The organism is Castellaniella sp. (assembly GCF_049651205.1).
In the GTDB taxonomy this organism is placed as follows: Bacteria; Pseudomonadota; Gammaproteobacteria; order Burkholderiales; family Burkholderiaceae_B; genus Castellaniella.
Genome location: NZ_JBASBR010000013.1, coordinates 141,024 through 165,941 on the forward strand (window position 1 = coordinate 141,024; position 24,918 = coordinate 165,941).

Annotated in this window: 28 protein-coding genes and 1 pseudogene; 5 read left to right on the forward strand and 24 right to left on the reverse strand. The window is 58.9% G+C overall.

Going from position 1 to position 24,918, the window contains the following annotated elements:
* Window positions 1-112: 112 nt before the first annotated feature.
* On the reverse strand, window positions 113-2,008 hold the full coding sequence (locus WA928_RS09865) for an EAL domain-containing protein (RefSeq protein ID WP_424302836.1): 1,896 nt from the start codon (window positions 2,006-2,008) through the stop codon (window positions 113-115).
* 168 nt (window positions 2,009-2,176) lie between these two features.
* On the opposite strand from WA928_RS09865, the gene WA928_RS09870 reads away from it, so the two are divergent.
* From WA928_RS09870 to WA928_RS09890, 5 genes are all read left to right on the forward strand, one after another.
* Window positions 2,177-2,962: a TetR/AcrR family transcriptional regulator gene (locus WA928_RS09870; RefSeq protein ID WP_417275741.1), complete on the forward strand. Its 786-nt coding sequence runs from the start codon at window positions 2,177-2,179 to the stop codon at window positions 2,960-2,962.
* Window positions 2,963-3,154: 192 nt separating this feature from the next.
* Window positions 3,155-4,507 (forward strand): OmpP1/FadL family transporter, encoded by a 1,353-nt coding sequence (locus tag WA928_RS09875; RefSeq protein WP_424302840.1) that lies wholly within the window; start codon window positions 3,155-3,157, stop codon window positions 4,505-4,507.
* 72 nt (window positions 4,508-4,579) lie between these two features.
* Window positions 4,580-5,107 (forward strand): DUF4442 domain-containing protein, encoded by a 528-nt coding sequence (locus WA928_RS09880; protein WP_350382603.1) that lies wholly within the window; start codon window positions 4,580-4,582, stop codon window positions 5,105-5,107.
* Complete coding sequence (locus WA928_RS09885; protein WP_417275739.1) at window positions 5,104-5,715, forward strand: chalcone isomerase family protein; 612 nt, start codon at window positions 5,104-5,106, stop codon at window positions 5,713-5,715. The genes WA928_RS09880 and WA928_RS09885 overlap by 4 nt, the downstream gene beginning before the upstream one ends.
* Before the next feature lie 29 nt (window positions 5,716-5,744).
* Complete coding sequence (locus WA928_RS09890) at window positions 5,745-7,418, forward strand: AMP-binding protein (protein WP_417275738.1); 1,674 nt, start codon at window positions 5,745-5,747, stop codon at window positions 7,416-7,418.
* A 12-nt stretch (window positions 7,419-7,430) separates the two neighbouring features.
* On the opposite strand, the gene WA928_RS09895 is transcribed toward WA928_RS09890, so the two are convergent.
* The 23 genes and pseudogenes from WA928_RS09895 to WA928_RS10005 all read right to left on the reverse strand — a co-directional run.
* On the reverse strand, window positions 7,431-7,844 hold the full coding sequence (locus WA928_RS09895) for a ribonucleotide reductase subunit alpha (RefSeq protein ID WP_417275737.1): 414 nt from the start codon (window positions 7,842-7,844) through the stop codon (window positions 7,431-7,433).
* A gap of 165 nt (window positions 7,845-8,009) precedes the next feature.
* A complete protein-coding gene (ggt, locus tag WA928_RS09900; protein ID WP_417275736.1) occupies window positions 8,010-9,815 on the reverse strand; it encodes a gamma-glutamyltransferase in 1,806 nt (601 codons plus the stop codon).
* Between the two features lie 49 nt (window positions 9,816-9,864).
* Window positions 9,865-11,367, reverse strand: a complete 1,503-nt coding sequence (locus tag WA928_RS09905) for a tripartite tricarboxylate transporter permease (protein ID WP_417275735.1) — start codon at window positions 11,365-11,367, stop codon at window positions 9,865-9,867.
* Window positions 11,368-11,378: 11 nt separating this feature from the next.
* Window positions 11,379-11,837 (reverse strand): tripartite tricarboxylate transporter TctB family protein, encoded by a 459-nt coding sequence (locus WA928_RS09910; protein WP_424302846.1) that lies wholly within the window; start codon window positions 11,835-11,837, stop codon window positions 11,379-11,381.
* 45 nt (window positions 11,838-11,882) lie between these two features.
* Window positions 11,883-12,857: a Bug family tripartite tricarboxylate transporter substrate binding protein gene (locus WA928_RS09915; protein WP_424302849.1), complete on the reverse strand. Its 975-nt coding sequence runs from the start codon at window positions 12,855-12,857 to the stop codon at window positions 11,883-11,885.
* A gap of 154 nt (window positions 12,858-13,011) precedes the next feature.
* Entirely contained in the window at window positions 13,012-13,293 is a 282-nt protein-coding gene (rpsQ, locus tag WA928_RS09920) for a 30S ribosomal protein S17 (protein ID WP_417275732.1), read from the reverse strand.
* Between the two features lies 1 nt (window position 13,294).
* Window positions 13,295-13,486 (reverse strand): 50S ribosomal protein L29, encoded by a 192-nt coding sequence (gene rpmC / locus WA928_RS09925; protein ID WP_066454649.1) that lies wholly within the window; start codon window positions 13,484-13,486, stop codon window positions 13,295-13,297.
* Between the two features lie 11 nt (window positions 13,487-13,497).
* Window positions 13,498-13,914: a 50S ribosomal protein L16 gene (rplP, locus tag WA928_RS09930; RefSeq protein ID WP_417275731.1), complete on the reverse strand. Its 417-nt coding sequence runs from the start codon at window positions 13,912-13,914 to the stop codon at window positions 13,498-13,500.
* A 3-nt stretch (window positions 13,915-13,917) separates the two neighbouring features.
* The gene (rpsC, locus tag WA928_RS09935; protein WP_350382590.1) at window positions 13,918-14,700 is read right to left on the reverse strand and encodes a 30S ribosomal protein S3; all 783 of its coding nucleotides are present in this window, start codon (window positions 14,698-14,700) and stop codon (window positions 13,918-13,920) included.
* Window positions 14,701-14,709: 9 nt separating this feature from the next.
* The gene (rplV, locus tag WA928_RS09940; protein WP_350382588.1) at window positions 14,710-15,039 is read right to left on the reverse strand and encodes a 50S ribosomal protein L22; all 330 of its coding nucleotides are present in this window, start codon (window positions 15,037-15,039) and stop codon (window positions 14,710-14,712) included.
* A 3-nt stretch (window positions 15,040-15,042) separates the two neighbouring features.
* Window positions 15,043-15,318 (reverse strand): 30S ribosomal protein S19, encoded by a 276-nt coding sequence (rpsS, locus tag WA928_RS09945; RefSeq protein WP_066454635.1) that lies wholly within the window; start codon window positions 15,316-15,318, stop codon window positions 15,043-15,045.
* Window positions 15,319-15,330: 12 nt separating this feature from the next.
* Entirely contained in the window at window positions 15,331-16,158 is an 828-nt protein-coding gene (gene rplB, locus WA928_RS09950; protein ID WP_350382586.1) for a 50S ribosomal protein L2, read from the reverse strand.
* A complete protein-coding gene (gene rplW, locus WA928_RS09955) occupies window positions 16,159-16,455 on the reverse strand; it encodes a 50S ribosomal protein L23 (RefSeq protein ID WP_350382584.1) in 297 nt (98 codons plus the stop codon). It abuts the gene before it with no gap.
* Window positions 16,452-17,075 carry a 50S ribosomal protein L4 gene (gene rplD, locus WA928_RS09960; RefSeq protein ID WP_350382583.1) on the reverse strand — a complete coding sequence of 208 codons (624 nt, stop codon included), beginning with the start codon at window positions 17,073-17,075 and terminating at the stop codon, window positions 16,452-16,454. Before rplD ends, rplW begins: the two co-directional genes overlap by 4 nt.
* A 2-nt stretch (window positions 17,076-17,077) precedes the next feature.
* The gene (gene rplC / locus WA928_RS09965) at window positions 17,078-17,767 is read right to left on the reverse strand and encodes a 50S ribosomal protein L3 (RefSeq protein WP_424302854.1); all 690 of its coding nucleotides are present in this window, start codon (window positions 17,765-17,767) and stop codon (window positions 17,078-17,080) included.
* 267 nt (window positions 17,768-18,034) lie between these two features.
* Window positions 18,035-19,042: an NAD-dependent epimerase/dehydratase family protein gene (locus tag WA928_RS09970; protein WP_424302857.1), complete on the reverse strand. Its 1,008-nt coding sequence runs from the start codon at window positions 19,040-19,042 to the stop codon at window positions 18,035-18,037.
* Window positions 19,043-19,069: 27 nt separating this feature from the next.
* On the reverse strand, window positions 19,070-20,350 hold the full coding sequence (locus WA928_RS09975) for a TRAP transporter large permease (RefSeq protein ID WP_424302860.1): 1,281 nt from the start codon (window positions 20,348-20,350) through the stop codon (window positions 19,070-19,072).
* Complete coding sequence (locus tag WA928_RS09980) at window positions 20,347-20,904, reverse strand: TRAP transporter small permease (protein ID WP_424302863.1); 558 nt, start codon at window positions 20,902-20,904, stop codon at window positions 20,347-20,349. Before WA928_RS09980 ends, WA928_RS09975 begins: the two co-directional genes overlap by 4 nt.
* Window positions 20,901-21,902, reverse strand: coding sequence for a TRAP transporter substrate-binding protein (locus tag WA928_RS09985; protein ID WP_424302866.1), 1,002 nt, complete (start codon window positions 21,900-21,902; stop codon window positions 20,901-20,903). Before WA928_RS09985 ends, WA928_RS09980 begins: the two co-directional genes overlap by 4 nt.
* Window positions 21,903-21,971: 69 nt before the next feature.
* Entirely contained in the window at window positions 21,972-23,378 is a 1,407-nt protein-coding gene (gene hydA, locus WA928_RS09990; protein WP_424302869.1) for a dihydropyrimidinase, read from the reverse strand.
* Complete coding sequence (locus WA928_RS09995; RefSeq protein WP_424302872.1) at window positions 23,375-24,145, reverse strand: aspartate/glutamate racemase family protein; 771 nt, start codon at window positions 24,143-24,145, stop codon at window positions 23,375-23,377. The genes hydA and WA928_RS09995 overlap by 4 nt, the downstream gene beginning before the upstream one ends.
* A 285-nt stretch (window positions 24,146-24,430) precedes the next feature.
* Complete coding sequence (gene rpsJ / locus WA928_RS10000; protein WP_350382575.1) at window positions 24,431-24,742, reverse strand: 30S ribosomal protein S10; 312 nt, start codon at window positions 24,740-24,742, stop codon at window positions 24,431-24,433.
* A gap of 55 nt (window positions 24,743-24,797) precedes the next feature.
* Window positions 24,798-24,918 (reverse strand): annotated as a pseudogene (locus tag WA928_RS10005) (elongation factor Tu); the annotation flags it as partial.

Here is a 24,918-nt window from a genome sequence, read left to right on the forward strand (position 1 = left end):
TGGTTGGGTAAGCCCAAAACAAAATGCATCCGGCAGATACGCCAAGACAGCAATTATAGACAAAATACAAAGGCATATGCAAGTGAAACACCTGCACCGTCGCAAAAAACCCTCAGGTCTCCCGCACCAGGGCGCCATACTCCATCACCATTTGTCGGGTAGCCTCGTCTTCGGCGTCGTCGATATATACTCGCATGCCCATGCCAATGGCGGTTTCGGTTACTGCCACCATCATTTGCACGCCGCCCGGGCTGGACAGAAGTTCGTGCACAAAACTACCCCCCAGTTTTACATAGCTGAAGTTGGCTTCATGGATTTTACGTAGGGCATCGGGCTCCTGATCCAACCCGCGCAAGCCGATCTGGATGCCCATTTCGGTGATGCCTTCACTAAACGCCTTGAAGTCCTTGAGGTGACGGCTTAATCCGTAGGCATCAAGCTCGATGACCAAACGCGCAAGGAGCGCAGGATCGGCAAACGCACACACCTGACGCATCTCATCCAGATACTGGGTATCCAGAACTGAGGAGATCGACATACGGATGACCAGCAATCCTGGATGTTCGCCCAGCCAACTGAGCGCCAGGGCCAGCGCCCGCATATCGCAATCCGAGGACAGGCCGAGACGGGCCGCGGCAGGCATAAACAAATAACCCGACATACTGGGCTGCGCCGGATCATCCTCCTGAAGCCGCAACGAGGCCTCGTGACGCTCGGTGATATCGTCGCCCTGGTACTGGATCCGGCGAACATCCAGCGACAAGCGGTCGTTATCCAGTGCCTGAGAAATCAGGGTGCGCCAGGAAGCTTCCCCCATCCGCAGTTCACCGGCTTGGTGGTCGGCATGCGACAGAAATTCGACCTCGGTGTGGCCAGCACTTTCCGCGCACATCAGGGCCAGGTCCAGACGAGTGAGGACCTCTTTGGGTGTGCACTGTACGGTGTAATCCGTCAGGGCAAATGCCCATCGCGACAGGTTTTGACTATCAAGTTTGACGCGTAGGGTTTCAAACAGCACATGCAGGCGCTGCACTGGCCGCATAACCTCTGGACCACCGCCCACCGGAAACAGAATCACAAAATCCGCCCCATTAAGACGGGCGGGCAAGGCACGCGCCTTGGGGTACTCTGCCAGAACCTCAACCAGGCGCGAGCCCAACAGACGCAGCCAATCATCGATCTCCTGGCGATCGCTCTGGTTTTGCAGGCGGGCCATATCGCGCTGGCGTACCAGCAAGATATAGCCACTGACCGCCCCCTGGCGGGAATCGTCACGCAGCACCCGCTTGAGCTCATTAAGGAAAAACGCGCGATTGGCCAGCCCGGTGACGGGGTCACGATTGAGCTCGATCTCCAGCTGCTCGATACGGGCCATCTGCTCGTCCATGGACGGCGAGACGCGTTCACGAACGTCATCCAGGAGCTCGGCGTCTTCGGCGGGCTCGGTATCCTTGATCTTGATTTCAGGGGTTTCTGCAAGCAGCTTATCAGCAAACGCGCGACGTAGCCGCGACAGCAACGCCGCCAAAAACAGTGCCCAAAACGCCGCAATCCCCAAGGCCAGCCACAGCCACTGCATCATATGCGCCCACATGGCATCCTGGGCCGGGCGGCTATCCAGTACCAGCGAAAGCTTGCCCACCTCGGGCACCTGGCGAGAAGCCTCGTGAGGCTGAATGCCTGCCATGGCGCTGAACCATCGAGGCGCCTCTGCCAGGGCCGTGTCTGGCCGCCGCGCCTGAAACTCGAAAGAGCCCCCGGGCGTTTGTAAGGCCATCTGGGAGAAGCGCCCCTGCTGAAACGCAGCATCCAGCACACGCGCACGCGCCGGAGCGTTAGGCTGTGCACTAATAAGAAGCGCCAGGGTGGCGACCGCGTTTTCGCCATCTGTCTGCAGCTGTGCATCTAGTTGACGATCCATCAGGCGCGCCCCCACAGCCAACATACTGATCAATATACAGGCGATCACCAGCGAAGAAATCACCAGTAATTGTCGCACTGAGGCCATGATGGATCCTATCACTCTGTCCAAAGAATCTCGAAAGTGTATCCTTTGCGCTGCGAAATCCCAAGAATCACACAGCACGCTCTGGGGAATTATGGGATCTAAGGGGTAACACGGATACCGTTTCAGGGCAGCTTGTGTATAGTTTTAAAACAAACGTTTGAACTACACATGACCATTACTCGATCATCCCTCACTCGTGACGCCATCCTGGATGCGGCAGAACATCTGTTTGCCAAACAAGGGCATGACAAAACGTCCATGCGGCAAATCACAAAAGCCGCAGACGTAAACCTGTCTGCCGTTAATTACCACTTTGGCTCCAAAGATGCCCTGATTGAAGCTGTTTTTCAACGTCGCCTCGACGCCCTGAACACCGAGCGTCTGCAAATTCTTGACGGGCTCGAAGCCCAGTCTGCCGGGCAACCACTTAAACCCTCAGCCATCGTCGAGGCCTATTTTGGGCCCTTGGTGCGCCATGCCTGCAGCGCAGGAGCAGAGCGCAGGGCGTTTATGCCGTTGCAAAGCTGCAATGTGTCTGATCCCAATGGCGCCATCAACGCACTGTTCGAGGCTGAGCGCACGGTGGTGGCACACCGGTTTACCCGCGCCTTGCTAAAAGCCCTACCCGCAGTACCCGAAGCCGAGATTGTCTGGCGCTTTCACTTTATGCTGGGAGCCACTGCCTACGCAATCATGGGTGCAGACAGCTCCAGCCAAGTGATGAACCTGCATGGCCAGGATATAAATCTTCAGGACGCCGACGCCCTGCTGGAACGCCTGATGTCGTTTCTGTTGGGAGGGCTGCGCGCGCCACTGGCCGGCACGCAATCTGCCACGTCCGGCCAAAAGGCCGGTCAAGACTTTTCTTCGCCCGACCCTACCGCCCACCCGGCGTCCGGCCGACATGCCTCTTCACCGCTTCAGGGGGATTCCATGAAACCAGGAAATGGCTGATCCCGATCTGATGCCGGACTAACGCCGGTTCCCCTCTAAAACCCATTTTTCACGCTGTGCCGCTGGCACGGCGGGGGGTTTTGCACGCCTAAACGTGTGACTTCTGCGATGCAGGCCTGCACCGCATGGGGATCTGCACGCCCAAAATTTTGCCGGGCCAATGCCCATCTATCCACTCATGGAGAAGACATCATGAAGTTGCATCACTCGATCAAGACCTTATCCGCCCTGATCATCGGCCTGGGCAGCGTTGGCGCCGCCCATGCGGCCGGTTTTCAGCTGCTCGAACAAAACGGCAGTGGCCTGGGCGCGGCCTATGCGGGCTCTGCCGCATTGGGCGAAGACGCCAGCACGGTGTACTACAACCCCGCCGCCATGACGCTATTGCCCGGCATGAACGTCAGCGCCGGCGCCGTGGCCATCAAGCCAAATTTTGAGTTCTCGGATGGCGGCAGTACAGGGCCGACAACCGCAGGTGGCAAACCGCTAGGCCCATTGGGCGGCTTTGCGACCGGAACAGGCGGCGATGGCGGCAACGCCGGCAAGTGGGGCGTGGCCCCCAATGCCTACTTTACCTGGGAGCTGACCCCTCAGTGGTGGGTGGGCCTGGGCGTGGGTGCACCGTTTGGTCTGATGACGGATTATGAAAAGGGCTGGGCAGGTCGTTACCACTCCGAGAAATTCTCGATTGAAAGCATCAATATCAACCCATCCATCGCCTTCAAGGCCACCGATACCCTGTCGTTCGGGCTGGGCCTAAACTGGATGCAACTGGATGCGGACTATCGCAAGGCGCAGTATGCCGCCGCTATCCATCCGACGATGGGACTCCTCGGCACAGGTGATATGGAAGCTCGCGTCAAAGCCAAGGGCGATGCCTGGGGCTGGAACGCCGGCATCCTGTGGCAAGCGACGCCAGCCACCCGCTTTGGCCTGTCCTACCGCTCCAAGGTCAAGATCGATGCAGACGGCACAACGACATTAAGCAACCGGACTCTCAACCCAACGGCAGCCGGTGCCCTCACACAAACGGGCATCATCGGCGCTCACAACGCCGAGACCTCTGTCGAGCTGCCTGATACTGCCATCTTCAGCGTCGTGCACAATCTGAACGACCGCTGGACCTTGCTGGGTGACGTGTCGTGGACCGGCTGGAGCAGCATCCCCGAGCTGAAGATCAAAAGCGCGGGCTTGCCTGATTCCACACTGGATCTTCGCTTTGAAGACTCCTGGCGGGTGGCCTTGGGTGCGCATTACCGCTACAGCGACAGCTGGACGTTCAAGGGTGGTGTGGCCTGGGATCAGTCTCCCGTGCAAAGCGACACCTATCGCCCTTCATCTCTGCCTGACAACGACCGCTATTGGGTCTCGCTGGGTGCAAAGTACAACTTCAGCAAGGCCACCAGCGTGGATATCGGTTACGCCCACCTCTTCGTGAAGAGCACTTCCGTCAACAACACCTCTTCTACTGATGCGGGCACGCTGAAGGGTGATTACAAGAGCAGTGCCGATCTGATCGGCGTGCAGTTCTCCCACCGTTTCTAAGCGGAGCCTGCGTGAACCCAGTGTCCCGTCTGTTGCACCCCCGTCACTCTGGCATCTTGGCGGGGCACTGACATGAAACTTTCGCAGTTATCGCGCCTGTCACCCCGGTGGCGGGCGCGGGTGATGCGCACCGGCTTTAACCTGCACCCGGCATTTCGCGCCACGGGTGGCCGGGTGATAGCAGTGTCTCCGGATCTGCTGCACATCCGTGTGCGCCTGGCGCTTACCCGGCGCACGCGCAATCTGGTGGGCTCCATTTATGGAGGCTCGCTGTTTGCGGTAACCGACGGTGTGCACGCCGGCATGCTGATGGCCCGATTGGGGCCGGATGTCATTGTGTGGGATAAAGCGGCCACAATCCGCTACCGCCGGCCTGCCTTCACCGCCGTCATGGCAGATTTTGATCTGTCTGAAGCCGAGCTGCAGGATATTCGCGACACACTGGCGCGCGATCATGAAACCGAACGGACCTATCCGGTTGAGCTTAAAGGGCCTGACGGGACTGTCCATACCGAAGTGCAAAGAACGGTCTACCTGGCCGATAAGGCCTGGTACAAACATCACAAGTTGCGTGCACGCGCAGCAGGAGACTCTGTATGAAGAAGTGCTTGATTTCACAGGCCCGTGTGGCCTTGGCCGGCGGGCTGCTGGCATTGGCGGGCCTGTGTGCCGCGCCGGCAGTGCAGGCCCTGACTATTTCCAACGTCGAGGTGCCCACCCAGGAAACAGTTGCCGGCCAATCGCTGGTGCTAAATGGCGCCGGCCTGCGCCAGCGTTTTGTGTTTCATGTGTATGTGGCAGCCCTGTATCGCCCTCAGGCCAGCCAGGACGCCACCGCCATCGTGAACAGTGCCGATACGCAACTGCTGCGCCTGACCCTGCTGCGCGACATCAACAGCAAGGCCCTCACCGACGCGCTAAACGATGGCCTCAAGGCCAATAACAGTGAAGCCGACCTGGCTGCCATGAAAGACACGATCAATCATTTTGAAGCTTTTATGAAGACCGGTGGCGAGGGCGCATCGGGCGATCGGGTGGACATTTATTTCCAGCAGGGTAAGGTCTCGGTATCATTCAAGGGCAAGGCACTGGGTGAGGTCGGCGACCCCCGGTTCTCTGCGGCATTGCTTAAGGTGTGGCTGGGCGACGTCCCTGCCCAGGAATCCCTGAAACAGGCCCTGCTGGGCAAAACATCCACCGCCAACTGATTTTCGCGATTGCAATAAGGAACACCACCATGGAACCCATCTGGCTGAAACACTATCCTGAAGGCGTGCCGGCCGACATCACCGACCAGGCCGAGGCCTACGCTTCGCTGGTGGACATGTTTGAGGAAAGCTGCCGGAAGTATGGCAACAACACGGCCTACATCAGCATGGGGGTGTCTCTCAGCTATGCGCAAACGCACCAGAAAGCCCAGGCGTTTGCGGCATGGCTGCAGTCGCAAGGAGTTGGACAGGGCGACCGTGTAGCCCTGATGATGCCCAATCTTTTGCAGTATCCCGTGTGCCTGTTTGGCACCCTGATGGCCGGCGCCGTGGTGGTCAACACCAACCCACTGTACACCCCCCACGAGCTTCACCACCAGCTGACTGACTCTGGTGCCACCACGGTGGTGGTAGCCGAAAACTTTGCACACACACTGCAAGAAGCCATGCCAGGCACAGACGTGCAACGGGTGGTGGTAACGTCACTGGGCGAGATGCTGGGGTTTCCCAAGGCCTTGATTACCGACCTCGTGGTGCGCTATGTCAAGAAGCTGGTACCCGCCTGGACAATCGCCAACACGGTGCGTCTGCGTGATGCCCTGGCGGCCGGTGCGCGCGCAAACCTCCAGCGCCCCACCCTGACAGCCAAAGACCTGGCCGCCCTGCAATATACGGGGGGCACCACAGGCGTAGCCAAAGGCGCCATGCTTAGCCACGGCAACCTGGTGGCCAACGTGTGCCAGGCCCATAGCTGGGTAAAACCTTTTTGCCAGGGCGAGCGCGAATGCATCGTGACAGCCTTGCCGCTCTATCATATCTTCGCCCTGACAGCCAATTGCCTGACCTTCATGAAGCTGGGTGCCAGCAACCTCTTGATCGTCAACCCACGCGATATCCCAGGCTTTATCAAAGAGCTCGGCACCGTCAAATTTACGGCGCTTACCGGCGTCAATACGCTATTTAATGCCCTGCTGAACAACCCGCAGTTTGCCAGGCTGGATTTCAGCCATCTAAACCTGACGCTGGGTGGGGGCATGGCGGTACAAGAGGCAATCGCCCAGCGCTGGCTGAAACTCACCGGCAAACCGATTGCACAGGCTTACGGCCTGACCGAGACCTCACCGGCGGTCACCATCAACCCACTGGACAAGGTGGATTTCAATGGCTCAATCGGCCTGCCCGTATCCTCTACACTGGTGGCCGTGCGTACCGACAATCGTGACATGGCGATTGGTGAATCCGGCGAAATCTGCGTAAAGGGCCCCCAGGTAACATCGGGATACTGGAACCGCCCGGAAGAAACCGCCAAGGTATTCGACGCAGATGGCTGGCTGCTTACCGGCGATATCGGTTACATGGACGATAAAGGCTATGTCTTTTTGCTGGATCGCAAAAAAGACATGATCCTGGTGTCCGGGTTTAACGTGTATCCCAATGAAGTTGAGGCTGCCGCGATCGAACACCCCGGCATCCTCGAGGCTGCCGCGGTTGGGGTGCCTAACGGGGCCTCAGGCGAAGTCGTCAAGCTGTATGTCATTCGCAAGGATCCGTCGCTTACTGAAGCAGACGTCATCGCCCATTGCCGCAAACTGCTGACAGGCTACAAGGTGCCCAAGTTTGTAGAGTTTCGCGAAGATCTCCCGCGCAGCAACGTGGGCAAGATTTTGCGCAAAGAACTGCGTAACGAAGCCAGCAAAAAATAAGGCAGCCGGCCGTCAGGCAGCGCCAAACACCAGCGGATCGCCCGCGCGATCAAAGGCCAGCAACGAGCTTACTGAACCATACTTGATCATTTGCGTCATCCGCTGAAACGCGAGATCCACATCCTTGTTATCCGGCAGGTAGGCCGATTGATCGGCCATGGCCGCGACAAACACCACCTGCCAGTCTGCCTGCCCCGTGGTACGCGACTCATCTGCCAGCGCGGCAAAATCGGTGAGCTGATCAGGCGTTTTATCGACGCACAACAGGGGGGTAAGCTCGCCGCCCTGGCCGCGCATGTGGCTGGCTTTTTGTGCCGGCGTGGCGTCGTCTGGTACGGCACTGGTGGCAAACACAAACAGCAGGCGCTGGGGCTCGGGCTGCTGGCGGGCAGCCTGAAGAAGGTCGTCGAAACAGGTGATATCCATCGCTAAGAAACCAGACAGTGAGGGTAGCTGCCATGCTACCCGATCCGGGGCCGGCTGTCTGGGCCACACGACATGCCGGGTGCAGCAACGTAGCAGGCACACCGGCCAGCCGCGTCATAGCCCGTTTGCACCCGGCCAAACCAGGTGTTTTCGCAGAACCGCTGCTTAGCGGCCCATCGCAGCACCATCCGGATTGCGGGGGTCGGAGGCCCCGTACAGAAGCCCATCTTGCACCTGGATGGTTTCGGTTTTGCCCATGGTGGGTTTAAGCACGATATGGTGCCCATACTGGCGCAACAGGGCCAGGGTATCCGGGCTGAAACCTTTCTCGATACGCAGCTCGTCTGGCCACCACTGGTGATGGAACCGCGGGGTGGCTGCCGCTTCGGCGGGGTTCATATCAAAATCGATGGCATCCACCACGGTTTCGAGCACAGTGGTGATGATGCGGGCGCCACCCGGGCTGCCAGTGACCAGCCAGGGGCGGCCATCCTTGAGCACAATGGTTGGGGTCATGGATGACAGCGGGCGTTTGCCCGGTGCAATGGCATTGGCCTCACCGCCAATCAGGCCATACACATTGGCCACCCCTGGCTTGGCCGAGAAATCATCCATCTCGTTGTTTAGCAAAATCCCGGTGCCGGCAGCCACAATGCCGCTGCCAAAATGGGTGTTCAAGGTATAGGTAACCGCCACTGCGTTGCCAGCCGCATCCACCACCGAATAATGTGTGGTTTGATCACTTTCGTAAGGCTGTGGGGTTCCCGGTTTGATCTGCGAGGATGGGGTGGCATGCGTTGCATTGATCTTGCTGACCAGCTGGCGGGCGTAGGCCTTGGACACCAGCCCCGACACAGGGACATCCACAAAATCGGTATCACCCAGGTATTCAGAGCGATCGGCGTAGGCTCGCTTCATGGCCTCGACCATATGATGGATGGTTTGTGCACTGCCCGACCCCCACTGGCGGATGGGCCAGTTTTCCATCATGTTGAGGATCTGCACCAGGTGGATGCCCCCGGAGCTGGGCGGCGGCATGGCCAGCACCCGATAGCCGCGATACTCGCCGGCAATCGGGGTGCGCTCGACGGCCCGATACTGGGCGAGGTCTTGTGCGGTAATCAGGCCGCCATGCCGCGCCATCTCAGCCACGATTTTCTGGCCAATCGGGCCCTGATAAAAGGCTTTTGGGCCCTGCGCGGCAATCAGGCGCAGGGATTGCGCCAGATCCTTTTGCATCAGCCAGCTGCCTGCCTTTAGAGGTTGGCCGTCCTGCCAGAAAATCGCCCGGGTAGCTGGCCATTGCCCCATGGTTTTACGGCTTTTCTCAAGGGTTTCCGCCAGAGTCTGGCTGACTGCAAAGCCACGATCGGCCAAGCGGATGGCGGGTGCCATTACCTGTGCCAGCGGCAGCTGGCCCCATTGCTGCTGTGCATGGGCAAGGCCGGCCACACTGCCGGGGACACCCACGGCCAAATGCGTAAAGAGCGACCGTCCGCCCACCACCTTGCCTTGCGCATCCAGATACATGTCCCGGGAGGCATGACCGGGCGCCATCTCGCGAAAATCCAACGCAATGTCACGGCCATCGGAGGCGGTATGCACCATCATGAAGCCGCCGCCACCCAGATTACCCGCATTGGGCAAGACCACCGCCAAGGCAAAGCCCACGGCCACTGCGGCATCCACAGCATTTCCACCTGCGGCCAGCATGGCCAGGCCTGCCTGGCTGGCCAGCGCCTGTTCGGACACCACCATGCCATGACGCGCCACCACAGGATGAAAAATATCCCGGTCGAAATCGTAGGCTGCCGCCGCCGCTGTGGTGACAGCGGGCGTCACCGGTGCCGTAGAGAGGGGCGCCGGATGGGCATCCAACTGAACAGAAGGTGCCTGGTTGGGCTGCGTGACACAGCCAGCCAGCAACACAGACAAGAAAACGGAAGGAATCCAGCGACGTGAGTAACGCATCAGCAGTGCTCCGGGCAAGCAGGAGGGGCGACCAGAAGAGCGATGAGGCTTACTCTTCGACGAAAGCTTCGTCGCGTTTGCGGCGAATCACCGGGACGGCAATCAGAACCAGCAGGCCTGCGGCCACCAGCAATAACGACAGGGACACCGGCCGGGTGATGAAGGTTGTGAAATCACCGCGGGAAAGCAGCAGCGCCCGGCGGAAATTTTCTTCCATCATTTCTCCGAGCACCAGCCCCAACAGCAGGGGGGCGGATTCGCAACCAAGCCGTGTCCAAAGATACCCTGCTGCGCCAAAGAACGCCAGCATCCAGACATCAAACAGGCTGTTGTCGAGTGAATAGACACCAATCGAGCAAAACACCAAAATGGCCGGAAACAGCACGCGATAAGGCAGTTTAAGTAGCTTCACCCACAGCCCGATCAGCGGCAGATTAAGAATCACCAGCATCAGGTTGCCAACCCACATGGAGACCACCAGCCCCCAGAACACCTCGGGGTGCGCAGTCATCACGCGTGGGCCAGGCTGAACATCATGGATGATCATGGCACCCAGCATCAGGGCAGTGACCGCATTGCCGGGAATACCGAGCGTCAGCAGGGGGATAAACGAAGTTTGCGAGGCGGCATTGTTGGCCGATTCTGGGCCGGCCAGGCCTGCGGGATGTCCCTTGCCAAAGCGTTGTGGCTCGTGCGAGATTTTTTTCTCGAGGGTGTAGGAGGCAAACGAGGACAGCACCGCACCGCCTCCAGGCAAAATGCCCAGTACCGAGCCCAGCAGCGTGCCGCGCACGCTGGCCGGCCAGGCCTCTTTGAACTCTTTTCGGTTAGGGTACAGCGAGCCCACCTTGCCCATCACGCTGACCCGGCGCTCGCGTTGTTCAAGATTGCCGATAATCTCTGCCAGACCGAAAATCCCCATGGCCACCACCGCGAAATCCAGGCCATCCTGCAACTTGAGGAAGCCCAGATCAAACCGCGGCATGCCGGAGTTCACATCGGTGCCAATCATCCCCAGCGTCAGGCCCAGGAGGGTCATGCCAATGGCTTTAAGGAGTGACCCTGACGCCATGACCACAGCCGCCAGCAGCCCCAGCACCATCAGAGAGAAGTATTCGGCGGGCCCAAACTTGAAGGCGATCTGTGCCAGCAAGGGTGCAAAAGCCGCCAGCAGCACCGTAGCCACACAGCCGGCAAAAAAAGAACCCAGCGCCGCGATGGCCAGGGCAGCACCCGCCCGCCCTGCTTTGGCCATCTGATAGCCATCCAGCACAGAGACCACCGAGGAGGTTTCTCCTGGTAAAGCCACCAGGATGGCCGTAGTGGAGCCCCCATACTGCGCACCATAGTAGATGCCGGCCAGCATGATCAGGCCAGCCTCTGGCGGCAATACATACGTAATGGGCAGCAGCATCGCAATGGTGGGTACCGGCCCAATGCCCGGCAGCACGCCAATCAGTGTGCCCAGCAGACACCCCAACAGACAGTAAGTAAGATTCTGCAGGCTGAGGGCAACAGAAAGCCCCAACGCCAGGTGATCGAGCCACTCCATGGATATCAGCCCTAACCCAGCAGGCCGGCGGGAAACACCAGCCCCAGGCCCTTGATGAACACCAGCCAAACAAACAGCATCATGCCCAGCCCGACCCCAGCTGCCACCTTCCAGCTGAAATCATGGGCGGCCATGCTGCCCACAAAGGCCAGCAGAAAAACAGCGGGCAGTACACCAAGCCAGGGCAGCGTAAGGGCAAACAGACACACAGCCCCCAACACTACTGCTGCTACCCGCCAATCGGGTGACGTAACCTTGGCGCTGGTAGCATCAGGCCGACAGGCCTGCCAGGCCAGCAACACCCCCATGAGCACCAGGCACACCCCCAGCAGCGTGGGGAAGTACGCGGGGCCCATGCGCGCTGCACGGCCCATCGGGTAGTGTTGTGCCCCCAGCGCAAACGCCAGCCCCACACACACAAACAAGGCCCCTGCCCAGAAATCCGGCTGATGACGGATCTTCAGGCGCACGGTACGTATCCGGTGGCCACGGGAGAGGCTGGCAATACCATCAGATTACTGGTCGAAGCGAATGTTGTTGGCCTTGATCACGGGGGTCCAGCGGTCCAGATCGCCCTGCACCACCGCTTTCATTTCGGCTGGGGTGCTGGCAACGGGCTCTTCGTGCAAGTTGGCCAGTTTCTTGACGATGGCGGGATCCTTAAGCATCGCCACGACTTCTGCAGTGAAGCGATCTTCTATGGCCTGCGGCGTACCGTGAGGTGCCACGAATCCCATCCAGGCGTCGGCTTCGATGCCGGACACGCCACTCTCGGCCAATGTGGGCAGATCTGGCAGGATGGTAGAACGCTTGGCCGTGGCAACCGCCAGTGCCTTGATCTTGCCCGCCTTTACCTGCTCCATCACGGCAGCGGCCGGCAAAATGCCCATCTGGGTTTCGCCAGACAAAATGGAGGTGACAACCTTGGAGGAGCTGGCATACGGCACGTGCACGATATCGGTGCCACTGGCCGCCGCCAGCGCGGCCATCGCCAGATGCGAGATGCTGCCCACGCCCATCGACCCATAATTGTAGTCGCCTGGTTTGGCGCGAAGCGCTTTCAGCAAGCCATCCACATCATTGACGCCGAGGCTGGGAGACACCACCAGCACACTGGGTTGCGTGGCAGCAATGGTCAGGAGATCGAGATCCTGGGCAGGCTTGTACGGCAGATTGGGGAACAGCACCGTATTGGCAGCCAGCGGCCCGGAGATGGTGATGCCAAAGGTATAGCCATCGGGGTCGGCCTTGGCCATGGCAGCGGTACCGATATTGCCACCGGCCCCGGCCTTGTTCTCGACCACCACCGGCACACCCAGTTTGGGCCCGATATAATCGGCCGTCATGCGCGCCATGGTATCGGGTGTAGAGCCTGGCCCAAACGGCACAAGGATACGGATTGTCTTGGCAGGCCAGGCGTCGGCCGCCTGCACCGGCAGAACCAGCAGGCTGCTTGCCGCCAGCAGCGCAAAGGCACTAAGTATTCTCAAGGCTTTCATCATCGATTCCCGAATCTTTGAACAGGCATTATGTTACCGGAATGTGGTCACGGCAGGCAGCGTGAAATGCACAAGCCCCGCTTGCGCAGGGCTTGTTGGTACTACTGGCTGGCGCAGGGCCTTGCAGGCCCCCGAAAGCGTGCGATCAGATGACGCGCACGGCTTCGACCAGACGAACCACCTTCCAGGATTTGGACTTGGAGATGGGACGGCCTTCGGCGATTTCCACGGTGTCGCCCTCGTTGTATTGGTTGGACTCGTCGTGCGCCTTGTATTTGGCAGTGCGGTTGACGAATTTGCCCAGTACGGGGTGCTTCACGCGGGTTTGGACACTGACCACAACGGTTTTGTCCATTTTGTTGCTGACGACCTTGCCGACCAGCGTGCGTTGACGCTTGACGGTGTCTTTTTGGATTTCGGTTGTCATATTACTTTCCTGCGTTCTCAGTCATGATGGTGCGGATGCGCGCGATATCGCGACGCACTTTGCCCAGCTGGCTGGTGTTGGAAAGCTGCTGAGTGGCACGCTGCATGCGCAGGTTGAAGTGTGCCTTCAGCAGGCTCTCGAGCTCGGTCTGGAGCCCGGCGGCGTCTTTTTCGCGCAGTTCACTGGCTTTCATATGTATACCCCTTAGGCGCCCACACGACGCGACACGAAGGTCGTGCGCAGGGGCAGCTTGGCGGCGGCCAGACGGAATGCTTCGCGTGCCACGTCTTCGGACACGCCTTCCATTTCGTACAGCACCTTGCCAGGTTGAATTTCAGCGACCCAGTACTCTGGATTGCCCTTGCCTTTACCCATCCGGACTTCGGCGGGCTTTTGCGAGATGGGCTTGTCCGGGAAGATCCGGATCCAGATACGACCGCCGCGCTTGATGTGACGGTTAATGGCACGACGAGCAGCCTCGATCTGGCGAGCTGTCAGGCGGCCGCGATCGGTGGACTTAAGGCCGTATTCGCCAAAAGAAACATTGGTACCGCGCGTCGCCAGGCCCGTGTTGCGGCCTTTTTGCTCTTTGCGGTATTTCCTGCGAGAGGGTGACAGCATGGTTTATTCTCCTTCAGACGCGGGCGCTGCCGAAGCGGCGTCACGGCGCGGACCACGGCCACGGCCACCGGGGCGGCCAGGACGGTCGCTACGCGGTGCGCGGCGGGGCCGGCGCTCTTCGTCGCGCGGGGCGGCGGTTTCAACGGGGAAGTCGCCGTTGGGCAGCATATCGCCCTTGTAGACCCAGACCTTGATACCAATGATGCCGTACGTGGTTTGGGCTTCGGACGTGCCGTAGTCGATGTGTGCGCGCAGTGTGTGCAGGGGCACACGGCCTTCGCGGTACCATTCGGTGCGGGCGATTTCGATGCCGTTGAGGCGGCCCGACGACATGATCTTGATGCCCTGGGCACCCAGACGCATGGCGTTTTGCATCGCACGCTTCATGGCCCGGCGGAACATGATGCGCTTTTCGAGCTGTTGGGCGATAGAATCGGCAACCAGCTGGGCATCGGTTTCGGGCTTGCGGATTTCCTCGATGTTGACGTGCACAGGCACGCCCATCAGGCGCTGCAGATCGGACTTCAGTGTTTCGATGTCTTCGCCGCGACGGCCGATCACCACACCCGGACGTGCCGAATAAATGGTAATGCGGGCATTCTTGGCAGGACGCTCGATGATGACGCGACCGACAGAAGCGCTTTTAAGTTTCTTCTTGAGGTACTCGCGGACACGGATATCTTCGGCCAGCATGCTGCCGTAGACCTTGTCGTTGGCGTACCAGCGGGAAGTCCAGTTGTGGTTGACCGCCAGGCGGAAACCGGTTGGGTGGATTTTCTGTCCCATTGCGACTCCTTAGGCCCCGACCTTAACCACGATGTGGCAGGTCTGTTTCTCGATGCGGTTACCACGCCCCTTTGCACGGGCAGAGAAACGCTTCATCGACTGAGCTTTGTCGACATAAATGGTGGTGATTTTCAGCTCGTCGATGTCGGCACCGTCGTTGTGCTCAGCATTGGCGATGGCCGATTCAAGCGCCTTCTTGAGGATGCCTGCGGCCTTCTTGGGGCTGAAATTCAGGATATTGAGGGCGTGCGCCACGGACTTTCCGCGGATCAGATCCGCCACCAGGCGGGTCTTTTGGGCGGAAATATGGACGCCGCGAATGACTGCGGTGGTTTCCATGGCTTACCTCTTGGCCTTTTTGTCTGCCGCGTGACCCTTGAAGGTACGCGTCAGGGCAAATTCGCCGAGTTTATGGCCGACCATGTTCTCGTTGATGTAAACGGGCACATGCTGACGACCGTTATGCACGGCAATGGTCAACCCGATGAACTCGGGCAAAATGGTGGAACGACGCGACCAGGTCTTGATCGGCTTCTTTTCCTTGCCCCCGACGGCGGCATCGACCTTTTTGATCAGATGCGCATCGACGAATGGGCCTTTCTTGATCGAACGTGACATTGTGTTCGCCCCTTATTTGCGCTTGCGGCGCGAGACAATCATATTGTCTGTGCGCTTGTTACGACGGGTCCGGTAGCCCTTGGCGGGAGTACCCCACGGGCTGACGGGTTCGCGGCCTTCGCCGGTGCGGCCTTCACCACCACCATGCGGGTGATCCACCGGGTTCATGGCGACGCCACGAACGGTAGGACGCACACCGCGCCAGCGGACAGCACCGGCTTTACCGATTTGTCGCAAGCTGTGGTCGCTGTTGCCGACTTCACCAATGGTGGCACGGCAGTCGATGTGCACGCGGCGAACTTCACCGGAGCGCAGACGAACCTGGGCGTACACGCCTTCGCGGGCCAGCAGGACAGCCGAAGCACCTGCGGAACGCGCGATCTGGGCACCCTTGCCAGGCTGCATCTCGATGCAGTGGATGGTGGAACCCACAGGAATGGCACGGATCGGCAAGGTGTTGCCCGAACGGATCGGGGCATCGCTGCCGGATACGACCGTTGCACCAACCTGCAGACCACGGGGCGCAATGATGTAACGACGCTCGCCGTCGGCGTAGCACAGCAGTGCCAGGTGAGCCGTACGGTTGGGGTCGTATTCGAGGCGCTCGACGCGGGCGACGATGCCATCTTTGTTGCGACGGAAATCAACCATGCGGTAGTGCTGCTTGTGACCACCACCCCGATGGCGCACAGTGATGTGGCCATTGTTGTTACGGCCGGAACCGCGGGATTGGGATTCAAGCAGGGGTGCATAGGCCGGGCCTTTGTGCAGCTCGGGGTGCACAACCTTGACCATGCCCCGGCGGCCGGCGGATGTCGGTTTGACTTTAATCAGCGGCATTTAGTTCACCTCCGTAAAGTCGATTTCCTGGCCTGCCTTAAGGGACACATAGGCCTTGCGCTCGTTGCGACGACGACCAATGAAACGGCCGAAACGCTTTTCTTTGCCCTTGCGGTTGGCAACCTGCACGGAATCAACTTCGACCTTGAACAGGAGTTCGACGGCAGCCTTGATTTCGGGCTTGGTGGCATCAGCCACGACGCGGAAAGCGACCTGGTTGTTTTTTTCGGCAACCATCGTGGACTTTTCAGTAACCACGGGTGCCAGAATGATTTGCATCAGACGTTCGGCATTCATCCCAGCAACTCCTCGAGTTGGGCGATCGCAGCCTTGGTGACCAACACTTTCTTGTAGTGCACCAGGGACAGCGGATCGGCGTAGCGCGTTTCGATCACTGCCACATGGGGCAGGTTGCGCGTCGCGAGATAGACGTTTTCGTCCATGGCATCAGTGATGATCAGGACGGACTCGGTGATCCCCAGATCCTTGAGTTTGCTGGAAGCAAGCTTGGTCTTGGGGGCCTCGAGAGAGAAGGATTCAACCACGGCCAGACGGTCTTCGCGGACCAGTTGGGAGAAAATGGCACGCAAACCGGCGCGGTACATTTTCTTGTTGACCTTATGGCTGAAGTTCTCTTCGGGCGAGTTGGGGAATGCACGACCACCCCCACGCCAGATCGGCGAGGAAGTCATACCGGAGCGGGCACGACCAGTTCCTTTTTGACGCCAGGGCTTCTTGGTGGAGTGCTTAACCGTCTCGCGGTTTTTCTGGGCGCGGTTACCCATGCGTGCGTTGGCCTGGTAGGCCACGACAATCTGGTGCACCAGCGCTTCGTTGAATTCGCGACCGAAGATGTCATCGGCGCCGGCCACGGTGGCCGAGGATTGACCCTGATCGTTCAGGAGCTTGAGTTCCATGATTAGGCTCCTTTTTTGGGCGCGGCCTTGACGGCCGGACGCACGACGATATCGGCGTTTTTATGACCCGGGACAGCGCCCCGAACCAGCAACAGACCGCGTTCGACGTCGACACGCACGACGTCCAGATTTTGGACTGTGCAGGTGACATCACCCAGGTGACCAGCCATTTTCTTGCCCGGGAAGACACGGCCCGGATCTTGTGCCTGACCGATGGAGCCGGGCACGCGGTGCGAGCGTGAGTTACCGTGCGAGGCGCGCTGCGAACCGAAGTTGTGGCGCTTGATGGTGCCGGCAAAACCCTTACCGATGGAGGTGCCGGTGACGTCGACTTGTTGGCCGACTTCGAAGACGGACTCGACGGAAACCACTGCGCCAGCCGTGAATTCGGCGGCACGGGCAGGATCAAGACGGAATTCTTTGAGCGCAGAGCCGGCTTCGATGCCGGCTTTTGCAAAGTGACCCGACTGGGCCTTGGTAATGCGAGAGGCACGGCGGGCACCATAGGCCAGCTGAACCGCCGCATAGCCGTCGACTTCGGGCGTCTTGACTTGGGCAACGCGATTGTTGGACACGTCCAGCACAGTTACCGGGATGGAATCGCCTTCCTCGGTAAAAATGCGGGTCATGCCGACCTTGCGTCCCACAAGCCCAAGGCGCCAGGCCGCGGGGGTAGGTGTCGTGTTCGACATTGTTTTCTCCGGGGTATGAACCCTTAAGCGTAAATCCCGACTTCGATTGGCCGGGGCTTGAGTGCAACCGCTAAGCTGCGCCGCTGCACAAAATGCATGCAACGAACGCCACCCATATAGATGGATGGCGAAGCTAAGCATTCTAGCACGAACAAAACCACGAAGGAAGAGCCTCTGTGCAAAACAGACACACTGTAATATCAGGGAGATGGCCTGCCCGAAACCGGAACCTGCTGGGCTCTGATCAGAGATTACCGAAGGCGTGCATTAGATCGCACAGCGCGCGCGCCAGCGGATGTAGTGCTCGAATGCGGCAGAACCGGTGAACGCGGGCCGGAAGCCGAATTCGGCTTCCATCCGGCCAATGGCAAACGGCGGCCGGGGCGTGGGTGCGCTGCGGCCAATATTGATCTTTTCTGGATCGTCACTGATCTCGTAGGTAAAACCTGGAAACGCCTGTGCCAGCAGCTTGCACCAGGCCAGGGCATCCCAGCGTCGGCCTGCCGACAAATGATAGACCGGATCTTTTGGGGTGGTGGCCAGCATCTTCGCCACGCCAATAGCGACATCGTCAGCGTATACCCAATCGACCGGCAGTTGCGGACCCAAAACGGCATGGCCGCCGGTTTCTGCCATTTGTGTCAGCCCCAGGGGGATGCTGAGCGTGTCACGCACACCAGTGGCGTACTCCCAGCGACCAAAGCATGTGCCCAGCCGAACAACGCTTGTACAAAGCTGGCGCGTACTTCGATAGCGAACCGACAGCCGCTCGGCGGCATACTTGCTGATCCCGTAATGGCTGTCCGGCACGGGTATATGCCGGGTTTCATCCAGAAATTCATCTGTTGGCGATGCCGCACCAAACACCGCCCCCGAGCCCAGCACAATCACTTGAGCAAGCGCGCATTGGATTGCCATCTCCAGGACATTGAGTGTGCCGCCCAGATTGACTGCAAAGATCCGGGCCGGATCGGTGCGCTCGCGGTGGATGTCCGCAGTGATGGCCGCACCGTGGATCAGTGCCCCCACCTGGAATTGTTGCAGGGCGACTTTAAGTGCAACCGGGTCACAGACATCACCTTCCACAATGGACAGATGGCCCCGCAAGCCCTCTACCGCACGGATAAAGGGCTGGGGTGGTGCTGCCAAGCTGTAGCAAACCACATCGATGCCGCGCCCTAGCAAGTGCTCGGTGATATTCAGGCCAATGAAACCGGCGCCGCCGGTAATCAGGATGGTTGGCATGATTTCTTGTTGGGCATGGGCGTGTGGCATCAATGTTTAACCAAAGTGGCAGAGAGATCAGTACCCGAGAAGCCGTGGCAACCACGTGACGATGGCCGGAAACACCATGCACAGGATCAGAACAGCAAACTGCCAGGCAACAAAGGGAACGCACTCTTTGACCACCGGGCCCATGGGCATTTTTGTGATGCCACACACCACAAAATAAAGCACACCCACCGGCGGCGTCATCATGCCGATCACCAGGTTAAGCACAAACAGCAGGCCAAACCACAAGGGATCGATGCCAAATGCTTGTGCGATAGGCGCAAACAGAGGAACCAGCATGATGTACGCTGCGTTTGACTCCAGGAACATCCCGACCACGATGAGAATTACCATGGTAAGCAGCAAAAACACCATCGGGCTGTCGGTGATGGACTGCACCCAGAGCGCCATATCCTGCGGAACCCGATTGACGGCAAACAGGAAGGTAACGGTTGCCGCGAAGGCAATCAGTGCCGCCACCATGGCAGAGATGACCGCGGCCCGAAACATGCACCCGGGCAAATCCCGCCACTTGAGCTTGCGGGTGGCCAAAAAGCCAATGGCGGCAGAGTACACCACTGCCACAGCCGCGCCCTCGGTGGCGGTAAACAAGCCCCCGATGATGCCGCCCAGCACAAGGATGGGCATAAACAGAATGGCATAGGCACGGCGAAACTCGGTCCAGGCCCTGCGTCCGTCGAATGCTTCTCCGGTGAGAGGATACTTGCGTTTCCAGGACAAATACGAGGCAATCGCGATAAAGCCGATACATAAGAGGATGCCTGGGACGACGCCGGCGATGAACATGCCCCCCACCGATACGGTGGAGCCAGCCATCAAGGCGTACACAATCATGGCATTGGAGGGTGGAATAACCGGGCCGAGGTTGGACGCCGAAGCGATGATCGCGCAGGAGTATGTATCCGGGTAGTACTTGCGCAGAGAAGGCACCAGGGCGCTGCCTAAGGCGCTGGCACTGGCTACGGCCGCACCGCTGACCGCCGCAAGAATCGTGCCCGCCACGATAGTGACATTGGCAAGGCCACCATGCATGCGGCCAACCAGACTGTTGGCAAAGCTGACCAGGCGCTCCATCATGCCTGCCTTCACCATGAACTCGCCCGCCAGAATAAACAGCGGGATGGCCATCAGCGGGAAGCTGTTAACCGAATACAGCATGCGTTCTGCCAGCATCGTGATGGGAAAATCGGCCGAAAACAGCGCCCCCAAAGAGGCAAACCCCAGGGCAAAGGCCAGTGGCATGCCCAGGAAGGCAAAGATCACAAACAGGATCAGGACCACGATAATCATAGCGATTGACCTCCCCAGATTCTCGAGCCACCCCAGGTGAAGAGAATCAGGTGCAGAACACTGTGCACGGCACAGACGAGGACAGCGATATAGAAAACCGCTGCACTGATGGGCAAAGTGGGCATAAGCGCCTGCCATTTCCCGAGGGTGGCATCCCAGGCAGCGATGGCTACCGCGGCCATCAGCACGGCAGCTGCCAGCGACATCAACCGGAACAGGATCTCTTTGACACTTGGGCTCAGTGCGCTGACCAGCAGATCGATGCCCACGTGAACCCCATACTTGATGCCTTGCGGAATCGCCAGGAACATCGCCCAGACAAACAGCAATCTGGAGAGCTCGTCGGCCGAGTCAATCGATGAGTTGAGAATATGCCGCCAGACCACTTGCAAAGTGACGATGATGGTCATGCCAGCCATTGTGAGGACAATACCCGCCACAGACAACTGATCGAGGTATCTGACGACCGTCTGCAGCGGGCTGCCCGGCCAGCGCACAGGAAGCGCAATGTCTTCCTGTGGCTGGTCGCTACCCGGTTCTTGGGGCTGGTTCACTTGCCTGCCTCGGCAAACATGGCATCAACGATTTCGTCGCCAACGTTTTTACGGACGGTCTGCACCACGGACGCGGTTGCTTCGCGCATCTTGGCCCGGGCCTCGTCGGAGACTTCGGTGTACTGCATGCCACGTTTGATCAAAGTGTCACGCCATTTGTCTGCCTCGGTAGCCGAGGCATTGCGTTGCCACTGAATCGCTTTTTTTGCTGCCTCGCTAACGACTTTCTGGTCTTCGGGGCTGAGCTTGTCGAAGGCTTGCTTATTGACCACAAAGACCATGAAATCGAACAGGTGACGGGAATCGGAAATGTACTTTTGCACCTCGTTGAAACGCCGGGTGGCGATGCTGTCATACGGGTTTTCCTGGCCGTCCAGCACACCCTGCTGCAGTGCGGAATACACCTCGCTGATATCCATGGCCACCGGGTTTGCGCCCAGCGCCCGGAAAGCATTGATATGCACCTCGTTGGGCTGCAGCCGGATTTTCAGGTCTTTGAAGTCGGCCAGCGTTGCGATGGGCCGTACATTGTTGGTGACGTTACGAAAGCCAAGCTCGCCAAAGCCCAACCCTTTAAAGCCTTTGGCTGCCATTTTGTCGTTCAGTATCTGCCCCACCTTGCCATCGGCAACCTTCCAGGCGGATTCGTGCGTATTGAAGACAAACGGCAGACTGACTGCCTCGAACTCCGGGACGATGCGGGACATGTACGCCACCGACAGCAGCGTGCCAAAGATCGTGCCAGAGCGCGTCTGATCGATGTTCTCGGTTGCACCGCCGAGCATCATGTTGGGAAACAGGCTGATCTTCAGCGAGTCCGTTGTGTTTTTCTCGACTTCGGTCTTGAAGATCTCCATCGCTTTGGAAACCGAATGCTCAGCGGGGAAATTGCTGGCAATCCGCAAGTTTTGGGCAGCCATGGCAACCTGGCTGAGTGAGATGGCGCCGCCCACAACGCAGGCGAGCAAGGTGGATTTAAGGGTGATACGCATGTTCATGTTCCGTCTCCTCTGTGGTTCACTTTGCAGTGATCTCTGGGTGCTGCAACCCGCCTTTGGTGGCATGAGTTACAGCAGCATTGGTTTACCGCATGACATGAATTCCCCGGTACCGGCCTGGCCCAGGAATTCGAAATTTTTGGCTACCAGCCTTCCGCGTGAGAAGGTCATGACCGGCCAGCCTGTGACGGTTTGGCCCTCGTAGGGCGTGTAGTCGACGTTGTGATGCAGCATCTGGTTGTGGATGGTGACCTCCCGATCGGGATCCCACAACGCGATATCTGCATCAGACCCCACCATGAGCGAACCCTTGCGGGGATACAGCCCATACAACTTGGCAGGTTGAGTGGATGTGACCGCTACAAACTGATGAATGCTGATGCGCCCCTCCTTGACGCCACCTGAAAACAGCAAGGGCAACCGCGTCTCGAGGCCCGGGATGCCGTTGGGAATATGGTGAAATTTTTGCTCGACGCCCCGCAGCTTTTTGCCGTGCGGATCGTCGTAACCAAAGGGTGCATGATCGGATGAGAACACGGCAAAGACGTTGTGCTGCAGGCCATCCCAAACCACCTGCTGGTTGGCACGGTCGCGGGGGGGTGGGCTGCAGATGCACTTGGCACCGTCGTAGTCGCCATGGCCGAGATCGTCTTCGGTGAGATAAAGATACTGAGGGCAGGTTTCGGCATAGATGCGCTGCCCCCTGCCATGTGCCCAGCGGATCTGTTCGATGGCTTCACGCCCGGATACATGCACGATCAGGATCGGCACATCGACCAGCTCGGAAAACGTGATGGCCCGATGCGTCGCCTCACGCTCGACGGCCTGCGGGCGGGACACCCCATGGTACTGAGGAGTGGTCTTGCCCTCGGAAACCAGGCGGTCGGTAAGCCAGCCGATGCAGTCGGAGTTCTCGGCATGCACCATCACCAGCGCACCTTCCTGGCGCGCGACATCCAGCACATCCAGAATCTGGCGATCATTGAGCTTGAGATCATCGTAGGTCATGTAGACCTTGAATGAGGTATAGCCCTCCCGGATAAGGCGCGGGAGTTCGGTCTTCAGCACCTCTGGGGTGGGGTCCGACACAATCATGTGAAACGCGTAGTCGATGCAGGACTTGTCTTGTGCGCGCTGGTGATAGTCGGTGACGGCAGCTTGCAAGGACTGCCCCTTGATCTGCGCGGCAAAGGGGATGATGGTGGTGGTGCCACCACAAGCGGCAGATCGCGATCCACTGAGGAAGTCGTCGGCCATGCGTAATCCGAAATCCTGTGGCTGATCAAGGTGGCAATGGGCATCCACGCCGCCTGGCAAGGCCAGCAGCCCGCTGGCATCAACGATTTGCGTGGCTGTCCCGAGGTTTTTTCCCAATGCGGCAATCTTGCCATCGATGACACCAATATCAGCCTGAAATTTGTCGGATGCAGTGACGATTTTGGCGTTGATGACGAGCAGATCAAAATGCTGGCTCATGAACGCGCCCCGCCTGCGTTGGCATTGGGCTGGCCGGCGAACAGGGCAGCCAGGGCCGGGCTTATGTGCTGGTTGGGTTTGGCCGGCGGCGGTGCCAGCGGGCCGGCACGGCGCGGCTGGTAATTGCTGCGAACCAGGGTTTCAAGCATACGCACGGCACTGCCCACGCCGTCTACCAGCGGGACAGGCACCTGACTTTCGATCTGTCGTGCCAGGCCGGCAAGGGGTGCACCGGCCAGGATGATGGTGTCGGCCCCGGCATCCACTTGTTGAAGGCACATCTGCAACAACGCGACGCGGGCCTCGTCTTGCACGGCGCCCACATCCGAGAACGCACGGCCCAAGCCCTGGTACCCAATGAAGCGATGCGACATGCCCAGGGCTTCGAGGGTCTGCTGATACCAGTAGCCGATTCTTTTGGAGATACCGACAATCCCGAAGCGCCCACCAAGCAGAAAGGCGCTGGCCAGCGCTGACTCTGTCAGCCCCACCACGGGGATGGGAAACAGCTCTTTGGCCTGAGCCACACCGGGATCACCATACGCGGCGATAACGATGCCGTCGTAGGCGGTATGGCATTGCGCGAGATGTACAAAGCTTGCATAGGCTGCCACGACGGATTCTGCCGGGGTTTCTATGTAAGCAACCCCCATATCTACCGTCTCGGCGGTGATCTCGGTATCCGGCAAGGCTGCGCGTTGTGCTTCGTGCTGGATAAGCTGCGTGACGCTATTGGAAATATTGGGATTGAGCAGGAGGATTTTCACAGGTGTTCCTTGTTGATGCATCAGGCAAATGCCGCCCTATCAGTTCACGTGAACAGAATAGCCGTGTCCACGATTCTTTTAACATCAGGATTAACACCTAAGTGGACAATGATGTTTATAAATTTGTGTACATATATGTACGCATTAAAGAAACTCAGCACCTTGAGCTCTGCTCATATCAGCTTGGCCGATCTGGCAGATCATCTACGCAGAATAAAAAAAGAGCTTCCCGAAGGAAGCTCTTTTTCGCAAAACGAACCGCTTACACAAGCAAGCGCGTTTGTATTACTGCAACGCAATCTCGACATCAACACCAGCCGGCAGATCGAGGCGCATCAATGCGTCGACGGTCTTGTCGGTAGGATCAACGATATCCATCAGACGTTGGTGTGTGCGCATTTCGAACTGGTCGCGCGAGGTTTTGTTGACGTGCGGCGAACGCAATACGTCGTAGCGACGAATCCGCGTGGGCAAAGGCACGGGGCCACGAACCACAGCGCCGGTGCGCTTGGCGGTCTCGACGATCTCGGCAGCCGATTGGTCGATCAGCTTGTAGTCATACGCCTTCAGGCGGATGCGGATTTTCTGGCTTTTCATGGGTATCCCTAAAGAACGAATCCAGGCGGGGGCACAGCCCCCGCCAGACCATCAATTACTTGATGATTTTGGCAACGACGCCGGCGCCCACGGTACGGCCACCTTCGCGGATGGCAAAACGCAGACCTTCTTCCATGGCGATCGGCGCAATCAGGCTGACCTTCATGGAGACGTTG